This is a genomic window from uncultured Aquimarina sp. (genome assembly GCF_947500065.1).
GTDB lineage: Bacteria > Bacteroidota > Bacteroidia > Flavobacteriales > Flavobacteriaceae > Aquimarina.
The window spans coordinates 263,025-282,725 of sequence record NZ_CANMQT010000004.1 but is presented as its reverse complement, the minus strand read 5'-3'; the positions used below and the strand labels follow the sequence as shown (position 1 = coordinate 282,725).

Below are 19,701 nucleotides of genomic sequence, written 5' to 3'. Positions count from 1 at the left end.
CCGAATGTCTACTTCTTGTTTACTTGTTTTTAAGGATTTCCCAATGTTAGTGTACTTTATATAAAACACAGGTCACTTTAGGTATACATCAAAATTTTTCTATCGGAAAACTTACCGATTACTTTCGCCTTCGAATTTTATAACATTTTAAAAATTAGTGAATTATGGAAAAAATGAAGCGTATTGCCTTCTTGGCAATAGTAGTAGCAATCGTATCATGTAGTGATGATGATTATCAAGGAGATGTCCCTAGTACAGGCGAAACTCTAAAAGTATTAGGTTCCGGAGTTACAGAAGGACAAGATAAAGAGGTGACGGTACCAAGTTTAGGAGAAACGATAACATTAAATTGTTTTTCTATGCCTATAACTAACGTAGAGAGTGGCGAAGTAATAGGAACATTAGAGGATTGCACAATTACATCAAAGGAGAATGAAGATGGTACTTTTACAGAATACGTGATTACTACATTCTTTATAGAAGGTCGTGGGTCAATTGTAGCGGAGAATATTGTAACACTTACGCCTACAGCAGATCCAGGTTTTTTAAATACCAGTTTTATCCCAACAACGGATAATATTATGGATGGCACAGGAGATTTTGAGAATATCACTGGAAAAGTTATGCTAGAAGGACTTATTGATGTAACCCGTTTGGAAACAGAAAATATTTTTGTGGCTAATTGCACATTTACCATTGTTATGAACCCTTAGTTAGATTGGGAGTTTTTGTAGCGAAGAATTTCGAACAGGTGTATTATTACTTGTTCGAATTCTTTGTTTTTAATGCTTTTTACTCTAAAATATTATATTATTTCTTTAATGTCAGAATTTGTGTTAATAACTATTAAATAAGGGTTTTTTGTGTTTTTGCTTCCGGTGTGGGTGTTAAAAAATCATTGAAATACTTGTTTATTAATTTGATTTAGCTAAATTTGTGGTGTACTAGATAACTAATACACTAGTTTTGATAAAAATTGAAAACATAAAATTTTATTACCCAAAAGGCAAAACAATTCTTAATGATGTGTCATTGAATTTTGATTCAGGGAACATTTATGGTTTGTTTGGTAGAAATGGAGAAGGAAAAAGTACGTTAATGAAAATCATTGCAGGATTACTTTTTCCTAAAGGCGGATCTTGCCAAGTTTTTGGGGAACATATATCCAGAAAACATATTAGGTGTCTTCAGGAGATATTCTTAATCCCAGAAGATTTTGAGTTAGCAGCGTTACCTGTTTCTAAGTTTGAAGAGGTAAATTCTGTTTTTTACCCACAGTTTTCTAAAGAACAATTTTATGAATTGATAAAGGAGTTTCATCTCTCTCCGAATGAGAATATCGCAACACTGTCATTTGGTCAAAAGAAAAAAGTACTCATAGCATTCGGGATCGCAACCAATACAAAACTGTTGTTGATGGATGAACCTACCAATGGGTTAGATATTCCATCCAAAAGCCAGTTTAGAAAAATAATAGCGAGGATTGCGGATCAAGGAAAATGCATTGTTATAGCCACGCATCAGGTTAGGGATTTACACAGCTTGATCAATCACTTAATGATACTGGATCATTCTAAGGTAGTTTTTGATAAGTCATTATTCGAAGTTTCAGAACATCTTTGGTTTGGCAAACCCTTAGAAAAAGATAAATATGATATTATTTATGCCGAACCATCATTGGGTGGTAAAGGAGTTTTGCCAAGGTTGGATAAAGATGAAACAGATGTAGATCTGGAGTTGTTGTTTAATGCAGTACTAAATGAACCGGATAGCATAAATCAGGTATTAAAAAAGAGGTATCATGACACATCAATTTAATTATAAAAGAATATATCATTTTATCCGGCGAGACCTAACCATCAGACAGAGTGGTATGAGAACCGCTTTGATAGTTGTCAGTGCTATTGCTTTTGTTTTCTTTTTGATTAACCTAAGGGAAGATTATCACATTACTGTGGGAGAGTTTGTCAATGTTTTTGGATTATTTTATATCCCTTTAGGAGTGTTGTTTACATTTTCTATTTGTAAAGAATCACATGACCCCAAAGCAAACCATTTATACTTTGTGTTACCAGTATCCGTATATGAAAGGATGGCAGCAATATGGTTTACTACGACCATCTTGTATACGATAGTGTTTTCCGTTCTTAGTTTTATTGTAGGACAATTAGCAATTGTAGCAGGAGGTATTGTTTTTGGAACAGATTTTCACGTGCTACCGATGTTATCAGGAGAATATCTGGGTTTTGCCATGTTTTATTGTATTGTTCAACCGGTTTTTCTTGTAGGTGCATTGGCATTTAAAAAGAATAGGATTGGCAAGACATTATTGGTTTTTGTTTTGGTGTTTTTTGGAGTAATCATTTACAACATGATCCTATTTACAATGCTTAATTATAGATATGACGTACATCTTGGAGATGCATTCGCTTCTGAAGCATTTGGTTTAGCCCAAAATGATTTTTCGGTAATTGGAATATTGTTTTTTGTTGGGATTTTGGGGCCACTAATGTTATTTGTGGGGTATTGTAAGATGCTAGAAAAGGAGGTGTAAGTATGGATTTTGATAACAGCAAACCTATTTATCTACAGATAGTGGATGTCTTTTATGAAAATATCCTTTCCAAAAAATGGAAAGAAGATGAAAGAATACCATCTGTAAGAGAAATTGCTGTTATGGTAGAAGTAAACCCTAATACCGCTATACGCGCCTTTAATCATCTTCAGGACGAAAAGGTGATTTATAACAAAAGAGGAATAGGGTATTTTGTTTCAGAAAATGGATATCATACGGTGTTAGATATAAAAAGAAAAGAATTTAAGGAGGAAATGTTACCGGATGTATTTAAAAAAATGAGATTACTTGATATAAAGTTTGAAGAGTTTAAAAACACGTATGATCAATATGTAAACAATATAGATGATGAAAAGAAGTAATCTAATTCTGTTAGGTATACTGGGAGCCATCTTCCTTTATTTTACAACACTTCAGTTTTCGACTCATAATTATGTTAGAAAAGGAGTGATTCAGGATAGTGGTACAATTATATCCGAAACAAGAAAGGTATCTGATTTTAGAAGTATTCATATAGAGGATAAAATGATGGTGTATTTCAAACAAGATAGTATATCGAAAATTACTGTTGAAGCTCCGGAAAACTTTATGCCTCATATCAAAACAAAGGTGAATCAGCAAACATTAGTGATAGAGAAAGTAAAAACTATGAATATGGATGATACGATTAAGGTGTTTATTTCTAATCATCATTTAGATACTATAAAAGTCGGTTCATCCGCATATTTTAAAACACTGGGAGCCGTAACCGGAAAAGAATTAATACTCGAATTTAGAGGAGAAAGTACTGGTGACTTAGAAGTAACCTATGAATTGGTAAGATGCAAAGCTAGATCAGATGCTGCTATAAAATTAACAGGGAATTCTAAAGAAATAAATTTTTCGAACTAACATTAAAATAATCGCTTATACAACACAAATAATTCATCATCATCAATCAAATCAATCATCAATCAATTTGTTTCGAGCAATCGAAATAGAAAAAACGAACAGTTATGTATTCAATCAAAAAAATCGGAAGAATAACAGGTGTTTTACTTCTGTTACAAATGGTAGTAGGAATCTTAATTAATGTTTCTTTATTAGGTCCTTTAATATTTACGTCAGACTTTATTACAAAAATTTCAGAAAATACTGACCAGGTGTTAGCTTCTACACTTCTTCATATTGTTACTAAAACAATAGGTATTGGTGTGGCGATAATGCTTCTACCAACTTTAAAGAAGGTTCATGAAAGTATGGCACTTTGGTACTTGAGTTTTAGTATAATTCTTTTCGTCATTAGTATTATTGATAATACGGTCATACTATCTTTAGTATCTTTCAGTGAACAATACCAAAATCTTAGTATATCTGACACGACTAATCTTGAAGCTTTTGGTAGGGTACTACAAGAAACTCGAGGATGGGTTCATATGATGGATATACTTGTTGCGAGCATTCCGCTTTCCATCTTTTATTATTTGATGTATATATCAAAACTTGTTCCTAGGATTTTATCAGCCTTATGTGTTTTTTCGGCCGTATTGATTTTTGTCAATGTACTATGGACAATTTTTGGTACAGGGTCTATGTATTTATATATGCCAATGGCACTCACACAATTAATGTTTGTAATCTGGCTTATTGTAAAAGGATTTAATACATCTCATACACTTCAAGAGGCTGTTTAAAACATATAATTCATCATTTCATCAATCAAATTAATCATCAATCAATCCGCCTTAGGCGGGCTAAAAAACGAACAGTTATGAATCTAAAAGATTTTATTAAAGATTTTGTGAAACGAGATCTTAATGCAGGTAGAGAAGTTTCAAAACTTCAATTATTACTTATGAGAATAATATACCTCCTTACGTTTTTTTCATTGGGGTATTCTACTTGGTCAGAAGTTATCAATCCTAGCGAAACCTGGGGAGCTTACGATGGAGTTACCTATAGCTTTTGGGTAGCTTATGCTACATTAATGGGTTTAGGAATTCGATTTCCTATAAAAATGCTTCCCTTACTATTATTACAAATATTTTATAAATCAGTATGGCTTATAGGTATCGCTTATCCTATGTGGTCTACAGGTACATTAGATGCAACTTCAGAAGGATTTCTAAAGCCATTTCTTATAGCAATTCCAATTGATCTTATCGTAATTCCATGGCTTTATGTTTGGAAAAATTATATACGAGCAATTTTCAAATTTAAGACAGAACAATACGCCTAAAATCTTAATTAAAAATATCAACGGGTTTTTTACCTTAAAAAGGATAAAGAATCAATTCATCATCAATCAAAATCAATCATCAATTTGTTTCGAGTAATCGAAGTAAAAAAAACGAACAGTTATGAATACTACTACTAGTGCTGTGAGCACTTTAAAAAACTCAAATGCATGGGCTAATAGAACATTGAATATTTCCGTTCAGTTTTGGTTCGTAATTGCGGTAATAGGTCAATGGATCTTTGCATATTATGTTACTGCTTTTTATGGTGGTGCAGCTATTGATGGAGATTTCATGAAATGGAATCGTGTACTGCCTCATGGATATGTTCCTGGTGGAACTATGGGAAATATAGCCGTTGCAATACATCTTTTATTGGCTGTTATTATGATGGTTGGCGGACCACTACAATTTGTTGCTCAGATCAGGAATCGAGCTCGTTCATTTCATCGTTGGAATGGAAAGTTATATATTTTAACTGCTTTTGTGATAAGTTTCAGCGGTGTGTATATGGTGATAACAAAAGGGACGATTAGTGGACTAGTGGGTGATATTAGCGTAAGCTTTAATGGAGTCCTTATTATGCTTTTTGCAGCATTAGCTTGGCGTACTGCTGTGGCACGTAATTTTGATTCTCATCGCCGTTGGGCATTACGTTTGTTTTTGGTAGTTAACGGAGTTTGGTTTTTTAGAATTGGATTAATGCTGTGGTTGTTTATTCATGGTGAAGCCGTAGGTTTTGATCCAGAAACATTTAGAGGGCCATTTCTTACTTTTCTGGGAATCGGACAGTATGTAATACCGTTAATTATTCTGGAAATGTATCTGTATGCAAAGAAAAGAAAGAATATTCCGGTTAAATTCGCGATGTCTGCTTTTCTTTTAGTACTTACTGTACTTACAGGAATCGGAGTTTTTGCTGCTACAATGGGAATGTGGTTACCAAGATTATAAATGTAAAAGAGATCTATAAATTCTATCCCTAAACCATAGGATATGGTTTAGGGCTGCATACCCATTAAAGTGAAACATAGTTTATCTAAATTTTTGCTATCTGGATGCAAGAAATTTATGTTAGATAGAATGATTACACCTTTTTTGTTTTTAGTGTTTAGTAACATAGAAGACATGTAACCACCAGTTGCTCCATTATGAAAATACAGTTCGTCACCAGTTTTACTTGTGATAATATGCCAACCAAGCGAAACCGACATTTTCTTATTCTTTTCAAAAGTTTTTATTCGCTGAAAATCTAGAACAGTGTCCTTTTTAAAGTTTGCAATTGCAAATTTAGATAAGTCTTCTACATTAGAGAGTACTCCACCAGCACCGTGTAATGTTTGTTTTGTCCATGGTTGTGCAATAGTACCTTTTGCAGTCAATCCATCAATAGTTTTTTCTGCTACTTTTTCCGGAATCATCGTGGATGAAGTCATTTTATATTTAGAAAAAATACGTTCTTGTACTAGTTCTTCATAAGTTTTTTTAGAAATATTTGCCAAGATATCTCCTAATAGACCAGCTCCTAGATTGGAATACTCCATAGAAGTTCCAGGAATACGTTTAGGCTTCATCTTATCTTTTAGATAGGTGTTTAGTTTTTCTTGAGTATAATTGGCATATGGATTGTCAGGATTCATTATGCTACTCATCATCATACCTGATGGCAATCTAGGTAGCCCAGATGTGTGATTGGATAACATTTTTAATGTGATAGACTTTCCTTCCTTTTTAATCTTATTTAAAGGGATGTCCATGAATTCTTGAATGGGGGCATCAAGATCAACTTCTTTATGAATTGCAAAATCAGCTAGTAATGTAGATGTAAATACTTTAGTGATAGAACCAATATGAAAAACAGCATCAGAATTTTTTACTGTAGTAAATACTTTGTCTTTTCGAAGTGTTCCATAATAAGAAACAGTATCAGCATCTATAAAAGCAAAAGATAACTGTGTATTATCCGGAAAGTTTTTAGTGTATTTGAAAATACTATCTACTTTTTCTTGATCTATATTTTCTCGTGTAACTAATGATGATGTAGCTGGAACTATTTCTATTTTATTGGCATTTTTGAAATAAAAAAACAATCCAACCAGAGCGACAATTCCTAGTAATAAAAAGCTACCAAGTATTATTAAAAATGTTTTCATATAATATAGATATACTAAATTAGTATATAAAACTTATGAAATGTTACTTGATTATTTAAAAATAGAAGTTTTAGTCTTTTTCTTTTTTTTGGTGATTTCTTTAATAAAGGTATCAAAGTCAGGAATAGGGTAGTATAAGGCCTTATTCTTTTTAACAAAAGGTAACTTTATATTCTCTCTTGTATATCCTTTGTCATTCATTTTTTTCCAAAATACGGGAGATAATAAATTGTTTTTACTGTCGATATCAACCTCAAGAAAATTAATTTTTTTATCTTTTAGTTTTTGCTTTAATGTATCACATCGGTTACAATTCTGCTCGGTATAAACAAAAACATGATACTTTGATACGGTTTGCGGCGGAACTTCTTGAGGTTTTTCTTTTTGTCGTTTAGCATCAATATTTTGTAATTCTTCATTGACAATGAGATTATAAGTGTATGAAGATGGTACATCAGTAAGTGGAATCAATATGATCATCTGTTTCTTGCTGTTAGCAGGAATGTTTTTGATGATTGGTCGTTGTGCACTTCTACGATATCCAATAGGGTTTATTTTAAGAAAAACACTTTTGTCAGAATCTGTATCATTTTGAACATAAAGAATGGTACGTTTTTTTTGAATATCTTCAACCAAATGCACTTGTTTTTCTTGAGCCAAGACTTTAGGTACGCTGCAAAACAAAAACATATAAAAAGCAAAGTAAGAATAGGCTCTAAGAATCTGTTTCATCTTCTTTTTGTATAAAGATAGTAGATTTCCCTTATATTGAATAGTTTATATAAAAATACTACCCTCTAAATAGAAAAAACCGATCTTTCATTTTTTCAATTTCAGAATTCTTGTTCGTTACTATATAGTCAATAGCTTCAGTAGTAAAATGCTTTCCTTTCTCAGTTAGAGAGACTACATCATTTTCAATAACAATCATGTTGTTTTTTAATGCGAGATCCAATACTGATTTTGCTTTCACTTTTTGCCAATTAATATGTTCGTTAAGATGCTTTACATGTCTTTCTGTTTCATCATCCTCGTGATTACCCAGGTGTAGTAGAAATGTAAGTAAAGAAACTTCGATACGCTGTTGTCTTTGACGATATAATACAGAAAAATAACCTTTGTTAGGTGCGAATAAATACACTGCCAGAAAGATAATACCAAGTACGGTGGTCATCGATCCAGAAATAGAGGTGTCTAATCCATGTGCTAACCAATATCCTGCTATTGCCGCAGTTACACCAAAGACACACGCTAACAACAACATTTTTTTAAGATTATTGGTTAGTAAATAAGCAGTGGCAGCTGGTGCAATCATAAATGCAATTACTAAAATAGCTCCAACCGCATCAAAGGCTCCAACTGTTGTAATAGATGCTACAGTCATTAATCCATAATGCATTATAACAGGAGATAAACCTAAAGCAGCGGCAAGTCCAGCATCGAATGTGCTAACTTTTAATTCTTTGAAAAAGGCAAAAAGTAACCCTGAAGTAATTAGTAAGATCGTACCAATAATCCATAAAGATTTAGGTCCTAAATCAGTTCCGCCCATAATAATTCTGTCGAATGGGGCGAAAGCGAGTTCTCCTAAAAGCACTGCATCTATATCTAGATGTACATCGTTCGCATTCTGCGCTATCATAATAACTCCAATACTGAACAAAGCAGGGAAAACTAAACCGATTGCAGTATCCTCTTTAACCAAACCCGTTTTTTGAATAAACTCTACTAAAACTACTGTAAGTACACCACTTAAAGCAGCAAGAAGAATCAATAAAGGAGAAGAAAGATCATGTGTGATAAAAAATCCAATCACGATACCTGGTAATATAGAATGACTAATAGCATCCGTAATCAAAGCCATCTTGCGGAGCACTAAGAATGTGCCTGGAATAGCACAAGCAATAGCTACTAGGCTTGCAATCAATTGTATTTCAATTTGTGCGCTACTCATCTTCAGTCTGTGTTAATTGATTATATAAATTTGAAGCGGTATCATAACCTGATGTCGTAAGGGACCACATATTACCTTCGATTTTCACATAATCTTTGTCTTCTAATTTCTGCAAAGATCGTTTGGTAAACCCTTGAAAATTATTCAATATTTTAATCGCATGTGGGTGTGAAATATCTTCGTGATCTCTAGCAATATTGTACATAAATGAAAGCGTTTTATGCAATTGAAGATCATTTCTGTTTTTTCTAAAACGGATTTCTCTAAATAATAGTCCGCGACCTGGAGAAAATATAAAGGAAACTAATACAAAGACAGCTGCAACCAATACGATAACAGGTCCTGTAGATAGATTATTATGACTGGCACTTATAGCTGTTCCGATAACTCCAGAAAAAGCTCCAAAGATAGCCGCTAGGATAACCATTACCGATAAACTATTAGTCCATTGTCGAGCTGCCGCAGCTGGAGCAAGAATCATAGCGCTCATAAGAACAACACCTACCGTTTGTAGTCCTAATACAATGGCTATAACAATAAAAGTGGTAATCAGGATATCTAAAAACTTAATGTTAAACCCTAAAGTTTTTGTATAATCAGCATCAAAAAGTGATATTTTGAGTTCTTTCCAAAAGAGTAGTAAAACTATAAGACATACTCCAGTTACCAGCGACATCATCCAAACATCACTCTCTAATAATGTTGCAGCCTGTCCGAAAAGATAGTTTTCTAATCCAGCTTGATTTGCATTGGGTAGTTTTTGGATATATGTAAGTAAAAGCATCCCAAAACCAAAAAACAGAGATAGGATTAAACCTAATGCGGTATCAGATTTGAGATGTGTTTTTCTAATGATTCCTCTAATCCAGAAACTTCCAACCAATCCGCTTATCAGTGCTCCCAATAAAAAGGCATTGCTGTTTTTTGCTCCAATGATTAAGAAAGCAATTGCTATGCCTGGTAATGCAGCATGCGAAATTGCATCTCCCAATAGACTCTGTTTACGTAATACAGCAAAACTTCCTAACATACCACAGATCGCTCCCAAAATAGCTGTTCCCAATGTAATTGTACGAAGGGTGTAATCGGTAAATACAAGTTCTATATATTCTAGAATATCCATTATTGTTGTACACTTACTTTGTAATTAATACCATACGTTTTAGTCAAATTATCATCGTTGAAAATATCTTTGACAGGACCCGTTGCGATTTTCTTTACATTCAAGAAAGTTACCCAATCAAAATATTCCGGAACTGTTTGTAGATCATGATGTACTACAATTACCGTTTTTCCAGCTTTTCTAAGTTCTTTCAAGATGTTAATAATGGCCTTTTCTGTAGTAGCATCCACTCCTTGAAATGGTTCATCCATAAAGTAAATTGATGCATTTTGTACTAAAGCTCTTGCAAGGAAAATACGCTGTTGTTGTCCTCCAGAAAGTTGGCTAATCTGCCTACTTTTAAAAGCGAGCATCCCAACTTTTTCTAATGCTTCGAGTGCTGCTTTCTTTTCTTTTTGACCAGGCCTTTTAATCCATCCTAAACTTCCATATGTTCCCATCATAACGACATCCAGAGCAGTAGTAGGAAAATCCCAATCTACACTTCCTTTCTGAGGCACATAAGCAACAAGTGATCGCTGCTTACTATATGGTTTATCATATATTTTTACGCTACCTGCTATAGGTTTGATAATGTCTAAAATCGACTTGATTAAGGTAGATTTTCCTGCTCCATTAGGGCCAACAATAGCCATTAGGACTCCTTCGGGAATAGAGAGGTCAATATCCCATAAAACTGGTTTGTAGTTATATGCAACAGTAAGATCATCTATTTGTACAGCGATTTTGTTTTCCATTATTTTAATGCATTTACAATTGTATTAACATTGTATTCAAACATACCAATGTAGGTTCCTTCTAGTGTTCCGGGATTACCAAGTGCATCGGAATACAAAGTTCCTCCGATGGTTACAACATGATCTTTAGATTTTACCGCAGCTTGCAATGCTTCAATTGTACGCTTAGGAACGGAGGTTTCAACAAAAATAGACTTTACTTCATTCTCTATAATGAAGGCAGCTAACTTTTGTACATCTTGCACTCCAGCTTCAGTTGCGGTGGATAACCCTTGTAAGCCTACTACATTGAACTCATATTCTTTTCCGAAATAGCTAAACGCATCATGAGCTGTAACTAGTATTCTTTTTTCTTTTGGTAGCGTATCTATAGTTGCCTTTAGTTTTACTTCTAACACATCAAGTTTTGCTAAATATGCTTTTCCGTTTGTTTCAAAAGCTTCAGCATTTTTAGGATCTAGCTCCTTTAATTTTTGAATAGTAAAACTAGCAACTTGTTTCCAGTTGTTCGTGCTAAACCAAATATGAGGATCATAGTTAGAAGCGAAGTAATCGGATCCGATAAGAGTATTTTTGTCTAGAACTTCGCCAACAGCGATTGTTTTCATGTTTTGGTTTCCCATTTTTTCAAATACTTCGACTAGTTTTCCTTCCAGATGCAAGCCGTTATAAAAAATAACATCAGCATTTACCAATTTTGTAACATCACCTTCACTAGCCTTGTATAAGTGTGGATCCACTCCAGATCCCATTAATCCCTGAACAGATATGAGGTCACCTCCGATGTTTTGAACGAGATCGGTGATCATAGTCGTAGTAGTTACTACCTGAAGTTTCTGATTAGGGTCTTTTATTTCTTGTTTACAAGAAAATAAGAATGTTGAAACTGTTAGTATTATTAATATCTTTTTCATGCTGTTTTTTTTTAAATCCTTAAATAGTAACACAATTAATTGGGTAATCTTACGCTTATACCGGCACTTAGTAATAGATTTTGACCTTCAGTAATTCCAGATCCAACGGTAGCATCTAATTGAATTGAATCGCTTAATAGATATGTGAATCCTGCATCCCAAAGGTGATTTGCACTACTGTCTTCAGGAAAATCTCCGTATAATTCTGCGTATATTCCTAAGCTGTCAGTGATACTGTATCCGTAAACAATTGTATAAACATATGCTGCTTCAGGAGAATCGTCGCCCCAAGCCGCTCCTAGATTATAAGAGAAGCTTGATTTTTCGCTAAGTGTATGTGCAAATGAAAATCTAAAATCAACTCCAGTGTTTTCTGGTCTAAAATCTTTACCTGCGGTAAATGGTAGGTAGAGATGGCCTAAGAGTCCAATTTCTGGTAACCATCCTTTCTCCTCTGTAATTGCAATTTTTGCTCCTAATAATAAAGGAGATAGTCCACTTTCTACATCATCTAATTCTGTACCATTAATTTCGGTTTTGGTTTCTGCAAAATCCCAACCTATTCTTAATTCTAGATTATCTAACAATCCATATCTAAGTAAGGTGGTATTAAAAGTTGTAGTTTTTTGTTTGAAAGCGTCTTCTCCCGCATCTTCATAAAAAGCGCCTGTTTCTATTTGAAGGTAACCTTTTGGTACAACAGTAGGGGATTCAGTTTGATCAGGTCGATCGGTAACTAAGGTTCCAGGTTTGTTGGTTTCCTGAGAAAAAATAGAGTTGAAACTTAGACAACTCAAAAAAGTAATTAAGATGATTCTGTGTATTTGCATTAGGTTTAGTACTTTTGTTTTATTAATGATACAAAACTAAAAAAGTTAGCTATGACTAACAAATTAAATTTGAATAATTTAACAAAAAGTGAAGAAGATTATTTAAAAGCTCTTTTTCAGCTGCTGATAGAAGGTGGTTCGGCTAAAGTTGGGAACAACCAACTCGCCGATTATTTAAAGGTTTCTCCGGCATCCACAAATAATATGATTAAGAAGCTAAAGGCTAAAGAATATGTTGTTAGTGAGAAATATGGTAAGTTAGAATTAACAGAGGAAGGAAAGTCCATAGCAGTGCGTCTTATCCGAAAACATAGGTTATGGGAAACGTTTCTTTGTAACTATTTGAATTTTGGCTGGGATGAAGTTCATGATGTAGCAGAGCAATTGGAGCATATAAAATCTCAAAAATTAATTAATGAGTTGGATCGTTTTATGGATTTTCCAACAAAAGATCCTCATGGAGAAGTTATTCCTAATGCAGCTGGAGAATATTTTATCTTACCTAAAACGACATTATCATCGTTAGAAGAAGGGGCTATCTGTCAGTTAATTTCTGTAAATGACGCTTCTGTGACATTTCTTAAATATGTGTCTGAAATAGGCTTGGCACTAAGTAGTGAAATTAAGGTATTGGAAGTGAGAGAGTTTGATGGTTCTATCAAAATTCAGTTTAATAATACAGAAGAAACAGTTACCCGTAAATTCGGCGATAATGTATTTGTGAAGGTAATATGATACAACAATAAATGTTAAAAAAAGTATCACAATAATGGTTTATAAGATATACCTGTTATCTTTGGATCACACAATCAATTTATGGAGCTTAATTTAAAAAGACCGATCTGTTTTTTTGATCTGGAAACGACCGGCATTAATATTTCTAAAGATCGAATCGTAGAAATTTCTATTCTGAAAGTTTTCCCTAATGGTAATAAGGAAAGTAAAACTTGGCTTGTCAATCCAGAGATGCCAATCCCTGCAGAGACCACTGAAGTACATGGAATCACAGATGAAAAAGTGGCGAATGAACCTACTTTTAAACAACTAGCAAATAAAGTTAGCGAAATGATTAAGGGATGCGATCTTGGAGGGTTTAATTCTAATCGTTTTGATATTCCTTTGTTAGCAGAAGAATTGTTACGAGCAGATTTAGATTTTGATATGAAAAATACGGTTGCGGTTGATGTGCAGACTATTTTTCATAAAATGGAGAAGAGAACCTTAGCTGCAGCGTATATGTTTTACTGCGGTAAAGATCTTGAAAATGCGCATTCTGCAGAGGCGGATACAAATGCTACTTATGAAGTGCTCAAAGCACAATTAGATAGATACCCTGAGTTAGAAAATGACACTAAATTTCTTGCAGAGTTTAGTTCTAGAAAGCAATTTGCGGATTTCGCAGGATTTATCGCATATGATAAAGAAGGTAGAGAGGTTTTTTCTTTTGGTAAACATAAAGGTAAATTGGTCGAAAAGGTAATGGAAGATGAACCTGGGTATTTTGGGTGGTTACTGAACGCAGATTTTCCACTGTACACTAAAAAGGTGCTTACAGCGGTTAGACTTCGTAAATTAAATAATAGTCTTAATTTGTAATTTTCTATAACCATTTTTATGAAGCTTATTTGTATAGGTCGTAATTATACGGATCATATCGAAGAATTAGAAAATGAGAAGCCTGCAGATCCTGTGGTTTTTATGAAACCAGATACTTCGATCCTTTTGAAAAAACAACCTTTTTTTATACCTGATTTTTCTGATGATGTACATCATGAGGTAGAAGTTTTAGTGAAAATTAAAAAGGTGGGTAAACATATTGATCGAAAATTCGCGCATAAATATTATGATGAAATTGGATTAGGAATTGATTTTACTGCACGAGATTTACAAAGCAAACTGAAATCAAAGGGATTACCTTGGGAAAAGGCAAAAGCTTTTGACGGCGCGGCTGTTATAGGGAATTGGATGTCTAAAGAAGATTTTCCGGATGTTAATAATATCGATTTTCATTTAGAAAAAAATGGAACACCTGTTCAAAAGGGGAATACGAGATTTATGCTTTGGAAAATTGATGAATTGATAGAATATGTGTCAAAATATTTTACTTTAAAGATAGGAGATGTTATCTTTACAGGAACACCAGCTGGAGTTGGTGCCGTAAAAGCAGAGGATATACTTACTGGTTTTATAGAAAAGCAACAAATTTTTTCAATAAGAATTAAATAGATGAGCAAAGGGTATAGCTTAGAAAGTGTGAATGAATTGTCCGGTGGAGATGATGAGTTTATAACAGTTTTAGTACAAACATTTTTGGAAGAGATACCTCCGGATTTAGACGGTATGGGACAGGCGATAAAAGATAATGATCCTAAGACTGCATATCAATTTGCTCATAAAATGAAGCCAAATCTTCAGTTATTTGGAATAGATCTTTTAAAAGAAATAAAACAAGTAGAAGCATGGTCTAAATCTGGGAAAACGAAATCTGAGATTGAGGCTATACTGGATCATATTGTTACTACTGTTAATGGTGCGATTGAAGATTTGAAAGCTGATTTCCAGTAATTATGCTTGCAGAAATAATTACCATCGGAGATGAAATTCTTATTGGTCAAATTGTCGATTCCAATTCTGCTTTTATAGGAAAAGAACTTAATAAAATAGGTATTGATGTTTATCAGATTACATCCATTCAAGATGATAAACAACATATTCTTACTGCACTCGAAGAAGCAAAAAACAGAGTAGATATTGTGCTTATAACTGGTGGACTAGGTCCTACCAAAGACGATATTACGAAACATACGCTTTGTGAATTTTTTGGGGATACATTAATTCAGAACGATGATGTGTTATTGCATATTGAAACACTTTTTGCGAAATACATTAATACTCCAGTTACGGATATTAACAGAATGCAGGCACTTGTTCCTACTACCGCTACTGTATTAATGAATAATTTTGGTACTGCTCCCGGAATGTGGTTAGAAAAAGATGATACAGTTTTTGTGTCTATGCCTGGAGTGCCTTTTGAGATGAAGAATCTAATGAAGGATGAGGTGCTGCCAAGATTTCAAGAAAAATTTAATAGACCATTTATTATTCATAAGACAGTATTGACTTATGGAATGGGTGAAAGTGCAATAGCAAAAAAAATAGAACAATGGGAAGATGAATTACCATCTTTCATTAAGTTGGCATATCTTCCTAATTTAGGAAGAGTTAGATTGCGTCTTTCTGCGCGCGGAACCGATGAGAAACTATTGAAAGATACCATAGAAGAAAGAATTACTGACCTCCATATACTAATAGGTGATATCATAGTAGGTTATGAAGAAGATGAATCTATAGAAGCATTGATTGGTAAATTGTTAGCTTCTAGAGGGCAATTTCTTGCAGTTGCAGAAAGTTGTACAGGAGGAAAAATAGCACAGTCTATAACTACTCGTTCTGGCGCTTCATCTTTTTTTAAAGGAGCTGCTGTTACGTATGCTACTCAATCTAAAACTGATATTTTGGGAGTGCATGAGGATTTGATAAAGAAGTTCACTGTTACAAGTGCTGAAGTTGCAGAAGCAATGGCGTTGGGTGTTAAAACAAGGTTTAATTCTGATTACAGTATTGCAACTACTGGAAATGCTGGTCCTTCAAAGGGAGATGGAGATGTAGAAGTGGGTACTGTTTTTATCGCAATTGCTACGCCAAATCGTGTTTTTTCAGAGAAATTCGTGTTTAGTAACTTAAGAGAGCGAACTATTGGGAAGGCCGTGAATAAATCATTTGAGCTTCTTCTTAATGAATTAAATTAATCTTATTGTTTAATAGCTTCATTTCTAGTCCAGTTTATGGCATCCTCTAGGTTCTTGAAATTATGAAATGGCCTTTGTGAAAAATGCTTTTCTACTTCTATTGATTTTTCGCTGATTTGATTATATGTAACTACTCCATAGCCTTTAAAATTATTCATATAAATAAGAGGGCAATCTAAATAATCAGTAGGAATGATTGAATGTGAGTTGATTCTGTCAGAAATATAGGTGAAAGGTTGTCCGTTACCGTAATGTTTCTGAACTATAGGTATGAGATCATAAAGCTTTCCCAATGTAATTATTGCGCCTTCTTTGATTTCTGCGATTATATAATTGTTATAAAAGTAATAAGTACCTAAGTTAAGGTCGTATTTTTGAATAAAGTTATCGTTTTGTATAGCTTTCATAATCTGAATAATTTTGTTAGTGGCAAATAAGTCGTAAAAATGACACCATAATTTCTTGTGAAAATCTGTTATTCAGTGTTTTGTGGGTTTATTTTTAATTTCAAACGATATAGTTAATAAATAAAGATTGATTGAACTTAGTCTTTTGGTGAATTATTGAAGTTTTTTGATCGGTGTTACTCTTTTATATGGTTTAAATCCTTTGTGATATAACAACTTCTTTTTAATATAGATTAAGCTATAACCAATTTTAAGAGCTATTGGGTTGTTTATGGTTTTAATCTGGTGTGATTAATCCTTTTCCCCATTCAATGGCTTCTTTTAGGTTGCTAAAAATACCAGTAGGGGCGTTAATGAAAGATTTTTCGAACTTTGCAATTCGAATACTTGTGCTGTCATATGCTACAACGGCAAATCCTTTTCCATTTGGGAAAAGTTCAACAAATTTATAATGTCCAGTCGGAACAAAAGAGTATGAGTTTTTTCTATTAGCTATATAGAAAAACGGTGTTTTGTTTCCATAATATGTTTTAACCAATTCGAATAATTTGGAAGAATTCTCTATGCTTAATGTAATACCTTCTTTTATTTCAGATACGAGAAAGTTATTGTAAAAGTAAAACGACCCGATATTAAGATCGTGTTTATGTAATAATTTTTCTTTTATATTATCAGGCATTTTTATTGCTTTGTGTTAAATGTTGTATATACCTATTAGATTAACTTGTGATTAATAAGTGTTATCCCTTCTGCTCATTTGGTTGAATTATGTGATTTTCTATAAGTACATGGTTGTAATGTGTTTTGGGTTTGTAACAGTTTTAATCGGTATTGAGTAATGGTAAGATTATCTCATCAATCCAGATCATTGCATCATCTAAAGTGTCAAAAATTTTAGTATCCGTTTCAACAAAAGATTGTTCTAATGTGGCTACTTTGTTATTTATAGCATCATAGGCGACAACGCCATATCCCATGAAATTAGGAAATAGTTTTGAGGTTTTAAAATGTCCTGTAGGTACAAAAGAATAGGAGTTTTTTCTGTTAGAAATATATACAAATGGGGTAGTGGTTCCGTAATAAGAATGAATTAATTTAAATAGATCAGTAGAATTTTCAAAAGTAACAATGCCTCCTTCTTTTATTTCGGAGACGATGTGGTTATTATAAAAATAAAATAACCCAATAGCAAGCTTATGCTTGTTGATAAGCTTCTTGTTAAAATTATGAACCATTATTCAATGAGATGTTTTCCAATTACAAACTGGAAGATACTATTTTTGTGTGGATTTATCAATATTTAGATTAAAATTATTAATAAAACTCATTTTTATAGTTAATTTATTGGGAAATGTTTAATCTTTTTTATTTGCTAGTCATGTAGAATAAGTTCTTCTGTCCAAAGTTTAGCTTCTTCTAAATTATCAAAAATTTTAGTCGGAACATTAAGGAAAGATTGTTCTAGTGAGGCTATTTTATTGTTTATGGAGTTGTAACTAACTACTCCATAGCCTTTTAGGTTTGGAAACAGTTTTGCTGATTTAAAATGAGTAGTAGGTTCAAAAGAGTATGAATTTTTTCTGTTAGAAATATAAACAAAAGGAATGTTATTACCGTAATATTCTTTTGCTAACAAAAATAATTTTGTGGCTTTATCATAATTTAAAGAAGCTCCTTCATTCATTTCAGAAACTAAAAAGTTTTTGTAAAAGTAGAAAGATCCTATATCAAGTTCATGCTTCCTAATGAAGTCTTTAGTGTTATTTTGGAGCATAGCAATAGTATTTGCTTCTAAGATACAATTTAGTGCTTTAAAAATCAATCATTTGCCGAAAGATTTTTAAGTTTTTTTTAGTAGGACAAATGGTTTTTGTAGGAATTTTATGTTTCGATTATTTCGTTAAAGTAATCCGTAAAAAAAAAGCGGATCCTAAGATCCGCTTGTTTACTACTCAATTACCCCATATCAAGTAGTTAGTTACAGTTATGAAAACTAACTGGTGTAAAAGTAATAGCTATATGTGAAGTACTATATAGGTATAAACACCTGTTTTTTATTAAAGATGTTATAGTTGACTAGGTGTTAGTGTGTTATCTTTGTTTCGAATGTAGAATAAATCAATAATTGTATATAGTAGTTGAAAATCTTGTATTTTCAGGCTTTAATGAGGCCCTGAAATAAAATTTTTAAAAAGAGTAAAAAATTACAAAACTATTATTGGTGGTTCCATAAATAATTCGTTAATTTGCACCCTGTTTTGAAATAATACCAAAATTAAGAAGAGATGTCAAGAGTTTGCGAGCTAACAGGTAAAAAAGCGATGGTGGGAAATAATGTTTCTCACGCGATGAATAAAACAAAACGTAAATTCAACGCGAATTTAATAAAAAAGCGTTTTTATATTCCAGATGAGGATCGTTGGGTAACACTAAAAGTGTCTACTTCAGCATTAAAAAATATAAATAAAAACGGTATTGCTGCTGTTTTGAAAGAAGCAAGAGCTAAAGGATTCTTAACAAAATAAATTAGCTTTTAAAAAGATACTACAATGGCAAAGAAAGGTAATAGAGTACAAGTAATCTTAGAATGTACAGAGCATAAAGCTACTGGTAAACCAGGTACATCTAGATATATTACAACTAAGAATAAGAAGAATTCTCCTGATAGAATGGAAATAAAGAAATTTAATCCTATTCTTAAGAAAATGACTGTTCATAAAGAAATAAAATAAGAAATGGCAAAGAAATCAGTAGCATCGTTACAGACAGGATCAAAGAGGTTGACAAAAGCTATTAAAATGGTTAAATCTCCAAAAACAGGAGCATATACTTTTGTAGAGTCAATTATGCAACCTGAAGCAGTGAATGACTTTTTAAAGAAAAAGTAGTTCATAAGAAAATATTTTAAAAAGAAGCCGTTTCAATTCAATTGGAATGGCTCTTTCTTTTTATATTTATATGATTTTAAAGTTTTTTACAGATA

Annotated in this window: 27 protein-coding genes; 16 read left to right on the top strand and 11 right to left on the bottom strand. The window is 32.9% G+C overall.

All coding sequences use genetic code 11. The annotated features are described in order from the left end of the window. Positions 1–164: 164 nt before the first annotated feature. From Q0975_RS14145 to Q0975_RS14110, 8 genes are all read left to right on the top strand, one after another. Positions 165–713, top strand: a complete 549-nt coding sequence (locus tag Q0975_RS14145; RefSeq protein WP_299437733.1) for a hypothetical protein — start codon at positions 165–167, stop codon at positions 711–713. A gap of 253 nt (positions 714–966) precedes the next feature. Beyond that, positions 967–1,818, top strand: a complete 852-nt coding sequence (locus tag Q0975_RS14140; protein ID WP_299437731.1) for an ABC transporter ATP-binding protein — start codon at positions 967–969, stop codon at positions 1,816–1,818. Beyond that, positions 1,802–2,554, top strand: a complete 753-nt coding sequence (locus Q0975_RS14135) for a hypothetical protein (protein WP_299437729.1) — start codon at positions 1,802–1,804, stop codon at positions 2,552–2,554. The genes Q0975_RS14140 and Q0975_RS14135 overlap by 17 nt, the downstream gene beginning before the upstream one ends. A gap of 2 nt (positions 2,555–2,556) precedes the next feature. Further along, on the top strand, positions 2,557–2,937 hold the full coding sequence (locus Q0975_RS14130) for a GntR family transcriptional regulator (RefSeq protein WP_299437727.1): 381 nt from the start codon (positions 2,557–2,559) through the stop codon (positions 2,935–2,937). After that, positions 2,924–3,466, top strand: a complete 543-nt coding sequence (locus Q0975_RS14125) for a DUF2807 domain-containing protein (protein WP_299437725.1) — start codon at positions 2,924–2,926, stop codon at positions 3,464–3,466. The genes Q0975_RS14130 and Q0975_RS14125 overlap by 14 nt, the downstream gene beginning before the upstream one ends. A gap of 104 nt (positions 3,467–3,570) precedes the next feature. After that, on the top strand, positions 3,571–4,248 hold the full coding sequence (locus Q0975_RS14120) for a DUF4386 domain-containing protein (RefSeq protein ID WP_299437723.1): 678 nt from the start codon (positions 3,571–3,573) through the stop codon (positions 4,246–4,248). Between the two features lie 77 nt (positions 4,249–4,325). Continuing rightward, positions 4,326–4,793, top strand: coding sequence for a hypothetical protein (locus Q0975_RS14115; RefSeq protein WP_299437721.1), 468 nt, complete (start codon positions 4,326–4,328; stop codon positions 4,791–4,793). Positions 4,794–4,914: 121 nt separating this feature from the next. Then, positions 4,915–5,745 carry a DUF2306 domain-containing protein gene (locus Q0975_RS14110; protein WP_299437719.1) on the top strand — a complete coding sequence of 277 codons (831 nt, stop codon included), beginning with the start codon at positions 4,915–4,917 and terminating at the stop codon, positions 5,743–5,745. 47 nt (positions 5,746–5,792) lie between these two features. Here the strand turns inward: Q0975_RS14110 and Q0975_RS14105 are convergent, their stop codons facing one another. Genes Q0975_RS14105 through Q0975_RS14075 form a run of 7 tightly spaced genes read right to left on the bottom strand, consistent with a single transcriptional unit; the run spans position 5,793 to position 12,502 of the window. Further along, positions 5,793–6,944, bottom strand: coding sequence for a serine hydrolase domain-containing protein (locus tag Q0975_RS14105; protein ID WP_299437717.1), 1,152 nt, complete (start codon positions 6,942–6,944; stop codon positions 5,793–5,795). Positions 6,945–6,995: 51 nt separating this feature from the next. Beyond that, entirely contained in the window at positions 6,996–7,676 is a 681-nt protein-coding gene (locus Q0975_RS14100; RefSeq protein WP_299437715.1) for a hypothetical protein, read from the bottom strand. Positions 7,677–7,734: 58 nt separating this feature from the next. Then, positions 7,735–8,898, bottom strand: a complete 1,164-nt coding sequence (locus tag Q0975_RS14095; RefSeq protein WP_299437713.1) for a metal ABC transporter permease — start codon at positions 8,896–8,898, stop codon at positions 7,735–7,737. After that, positions 8,891–10,021: a metal ABC transporter permease gene (locus Q0975_RS14090; RefSeq protein WP_299437711.1), complete on the bottom strand. Its 1,131-nt coding sequence runs from the start codon at positions 10,019–10,021 to the stop codon at positions 8,891–8,893. Before Q0975_RS14090 ends, Q0975_RS14095 begins: the two co-directional genes overlap by 8 nt. Further along, positions 10,021–10,758 carry a metal ABC transporter ATP-binding protein gene (locus Q0975_RS14085; protein ID WP_299437709.1) on the bottom strand — a complete coding sequence of 246 codons (738 nt, stop codon included), beginning with the start codon at positions 10,756–10,758 and terminating at the stop codon, positions 10,021–10,023. Before Q0975_RS14085 ends, Q0975_RS14090 begins: the two co-directional genes overlap by 1 nt. Beyond that, positions 10,758–11,672 (bottom strand): zinc ABC transporter substrate-binding protein, encoded by a 915-nt coding sequence (locus tag Q0975_RS14080; protein ID WP_299437707.1) that lies wholly within the window; start codon positions 11,670–11,672, stop codon positions 10,758–10,760. The genes Q0975_RS14085 and Q0975_RS14080 overlap by 1 nt, the downstream gene beginning before the upstream one ends. Before the next feature lie 35 nt (positions 11,673–11,707). Then, positions 11,708–12,502: a transporter gene (locus tag Q0975_RS14075; protein WP_299437706.1), complete on the bottom strand. Its 795-nt coding sequence runs from the start codon at positions 12,500–12,502 to the stop codon at positions 11,708–11,710. Between the two features lie 51 nt (positions 12,503–12,553). On the opposite strand from Q0975_RS14075, the gene Q0975_RS14070 reads away from it, so the two are divergent. From Q0975_RS14070 to Q0975_RS14050, 5 genes are all read left to right on the top strand, one after another. Then, positions 12,554–13,237 (top strand): metal-dependent transcriptional regulator, encoded by a 684-nt coding sequence (locus Q0975_RS14070; protein ID WP_299437704.1) that lies wholly within the window; start codon positions 12,554–12,556, stop codon positions 13,235–13,237. Positions 13,238–13,318: 81 nt separating this feature from the next. Next, the gene (locus tag Q0975_RS14065) at positions 13,319–14,098 is read left to right on the top strand and encodes a 3'-5' exonuclease (protein WP_299437702.1); all 780 of its coding nucleotides are present in this window, start codon (positions 13,319–13,321) and stop codon (positions 14,096–14,098) included. Positions 14,099–14,116: 18 nt separating this feature from the next. Next, positions 14,117–14,728, top strand: coding sequence for a fumarylacetoacetate hydrolase family protein (locus tag Q0975_RS14060; RefSeq protein ID WP_299437700.1), 612 nt, complete (start codon positions 14,117–14,119; stop codon positions 14,726–14,728). Further along, positions 14,729–15,067, top strand: coding sequence for an Hpt domain-containing protein (locus tag Q0975_RS14055; RefSeq protein WP_299437697.1), 339 nt, complete (start codon positions 14,729–14,731; stop codon positions 15,065–15,067). 2 nt (positions 15,068–15,069) lie between these two features. After that, complete coding sequence (locus Q0975_RS14050) at positions 15,070–16,311, top strand: CinA family nicotinamide mononucleotide deamidase-related protein (RefSeq protein WP_299437695.1); 1,242 nt, start codon at positions 15,070–15,072, stop codon at positions 16,309–16,311. A gap of 2 nt (positions 16,312–16,313) precedes the next feature. Here Q0975_RS14050 and Q0975_RS14045 read toward each other — a convergent pair whose 3' ends face one another. The 4 genes from Q0975_RS14045 to Q0975_RS14030 form a co-directional block, all read right to left on the bottom strand. After that, positions 16,314–16,718, bottom strand: coding sequence for a hypothetical protein (locus Q0975_RS14045; RefSeq protein WP_299437693.1), 405 nt, complete (start codon positions 16,716–16,718; stop codon positions 16,314–16,316). 277 nt (positions 16,719–16,995) lie between these two features. Beyond that, the gene (locus Q0975_RS14040) at positions 16,996–17,397 is read right to left on the bottom strand and encodes a hypothetical protein (RefSeq protein ID WP_299437691.1); all 402 of its coding nucleotides are present in this window, start codon (positions 17,395–17,397) and stop codon (positions 16,996–16,998) included. Between the two features lie 142 nt (positions 17,398–17,539). Further along, the gene (locus Q0975_RS14035) at positions 17,540–17,953 is read right to left on the bottom strand and encodes a hypothetical protein (RefSeq protein WP_299437689.1); all 414 of its coding nucleotides are present in this window, start codon (positions 17,951–17,953) and stop codon (positions 17,540–17,542) included. Between the two features lie 137 nt (positions 17,954–18,090). Further along, positions 18,091–18,492, bottom strand: coding sequence for a hypothetical protein (locus tag Q0975_RS14030; RefSeq protein ID WP_299437688.1), 402 nt, complete (start codon positions 18,490–18,492; stop codon positions 18,091–18,093). Between the two features lie 511 nt (positions 18,493–19,003). Here Q0975_RS14030 and rpmB point away from each other — a divergent pair. Genes rpmB through Q0975_RS14015 form a run of 3 tightly spaced genes read left to right on the top strand, consistent with a single transcriptional unit; the run spans position 19,004 to position 19,606 of the window. Next, complete coding sequence (gene rpmB, locus Q0975_RS14025; RefSeq protein WP_299437687.1) at positions 19,004–19,243, top strand: 50S ribosomal protein L28; 240 nt, start codon at positions 19,004–19,006, stop codon at positions 19,241–19,243. Between the two features lie 24 nt (positions 19,244–19,267). Beyond that, positions 19,268–19,450, top strand: a complete 183-nt coding sequence (gene rpmG, locus Q0975_RS14020) for a 50S ribosomal protein L33 (RefSeq protein WP_299437686.1) — start codon at positions 19,268–19,270, stop codon at positions 19,448–19,450. A gap of 3 nt (positions 19,451–19,453) precedes the next feature. Further along, a complete protein-coding gene (locus tag Q0975_RS14015) occupies positions 19,454–19,606 on the top strand; it encodes a DUF4295 domain-containing protein (protein WP_299437685.1) in 153 nt (50 codons plus the stop codon). Positions 19,607–19,701 lie beyond the last annotated feature (95 nt).

What these genes read in the sequence shown, in the direction of transcription:
- Q0975_RS14105 (WP_299437717.1), bottom strand. Translation starts at nt 6,944, where the DNA reads ATGAAAACATTTTTAATAATACTTGGTAGCTTTTTATTACTAGGAATT.
- Q0975_RS14070 (WP_299437704.1), top strand. Translation starts at nt 12,554, where the DNA reads ATGACTAACAAATTAAATTTGAATAATTTAACAAAAAGTGAAGAAGAT.
- Q0975_RS14035 (WP_299437689.1), bottom strand. Translation starts at nt 17,953, where the DNA reads ATGGTTCATAATTTTAACAAGAAGCTTATCAACAAGCATAAGCTTGCT.
- Q0975_RS14075 (WP_299437706.1), bottom strand. Translation starts at nt 12,502, where the DNA reads ATGCAAATACACAGAATCATCTTAATTACTTTTTTGAGTTGTCTAAGT.
- Q0975_RS14050 (WP_299437695.1), top strand. Translation starts at nt 15,070, where the DNA reads ATGCTTGCAGAAATAATTACCATCGGAGATGAAATTCTTATTGGTCAA.
- Q0975_RS14030 (WP_299437688.1), bottom strand. Translation starts at nt 18,492, where the DNA reads ATGCTCCAAAATAACACTAAAGACTTCATTAGGAAGCATGAACTTGAT.
- rpmB (WP_299437687.1), top strand. Translation starts at nt 19,004, where the DNA reads ATGTCAAGAGTTTGCGAGCTAACAGGTAAAAAAGCGATGGTGGGAAAT.
- rpmG (WP_299437686.1), top strand. Translation starts at nt 19,268, where the DNA reads ATGGCAAAGAAAGGTAATAGAGTACAAGTAATCTTAGAATGTACAGAG.
- Q0975_RS14130 (WP_299437727.1), top strand. Translation starts at nt 2,557, where the DNA reads ATGGATTTTGATAACAGCAAACCTATTTATCTACAGATAGTGGATGTC.
- Q0975_RS14110 (WP_299437719.1), top strand. Translation starts at nt 4,915, where the DNA reads ATGAATACTACTACTAGTGCTGTGAGCACTTTAAAAAACTCAAATGCA.
- Q0975_RS14120 (WP_299437723.1), top strand. Translation starts at nt 3,571, where the DNA reads ATGTATTCAATCAAAAAAATCGGAAGAATAACAGGTGTTTTACTTCTG.
- Q0975_RS14090 (WP_299437711.1), bottom strand. Translation starts at nt 10,021, where the DNA reads ATGGATATTCTAGAATATATAGAACTTGTATTTACCGATTACACCCTT.
- Q0975_RS14115 (WP_299437721.1), top strand. Translation starts at nt 4,326, where the DNA reads ATGAATCTAAAAGATTTTATTAAAGATTTTGTGAAACGAGATCTTAAT.
- Q0975_RS14085 (WP_299437709.1), bottom strand. Translation starts at nt 10,758, where the DNA reads ATGGAAAACAAAATCGCTGTACAAATAGATGATCTTACTGTTGCATAT.
- Q0975_RS14065 (WP_299437702.1), top strand. Translation starts at nt 13,319, where the DNA reads ATGGAGCTTAATTTAAAAAGACCGATCTGTTTTTTTGATCTGGAAACG.
- Q0975_RS14135 (WP_299437729.1), top strand. Translation starts at nt 1,802, where the DNA reads ATGACACATCAATTTAATTATAAAAGAATATATCATTTTATCCGGCGA.
- Q0975_RS14125 (WP_299437725.1), top strand. Translation starts at nt 2,924, where the DNA reads ATGAAAAGAAGTAATCTAATTCTGTTAGGTATACTGGGAGCCATCTTC.
- Q0975_RS14095 (WP_299437713.1), bottom strand. Translation starts at nt 8,898, where the DNA reads ATGAGTAGCGCACAAATTGAAATACAATTGATTGCAAGCCTAGTAGCT.
- Q0975_RS14045 (WP_299437693.1), bottom strand. Translation starts at nt 16,718, where the DNA reads ATGAAAGCTATACAAAACGATAACTTTATTCAAAAATACGACCTTAAC.
- Q0975_RS14145 (WP_299437733.1), top strand. Translation starts at nt 165, where the DNA reads ATGGAAAAAATGAAGCGTATTGCCTTCTTGGCAATAGTAGTAGCAATC.
- Q0975_RS14080 (WP_299437707.1), bottom strand. Translation starts at nt 11,672, where the DNA reads ATGAAAAAGATATTAATAATACTAACAGTTTCAACATTCTTATTTTCT.
- Q0975_RS14060 (WP_299437700.1), top strand. Translation starts at nt 14,117, where the DNA reads ATGAAGCTTATTTGTATAGGTCGTAATTATACGGATCATATCGAAGAA.
- Q0975_RS14055 (WP_299437697.1), top strand. Translation starts at nt 14,729, where the DNA reads ATGAGCAAAGGGTATAGCTTAGAAAGTGTGAATGAATTGTCCGGTGGA.
- Q0975_RS14100 (WP_299437715.1), bottom strand. Translation starts at nt 7,676, where the DNA reads ATGAAACAGATTCTTAGAGCCTATTCTTACTTTGCTTTTTATATGTTT.
- Q0975_RS14015 (WP_299437685.1), top strand. Translation starts at nt 19,454, where the DNA reads ATGGCAAAGAAATCAGTAGCATCGTTACAGACAGGATCAAAGAGGTTG.
- Q0975_RS14040 (WP_299437691.1), bottom strand. Translation starts at nt 17,397, where the DNA reads ATGCCTGATAATATAAAAGAAAAATTATTACATAAACACGATCTTAAT.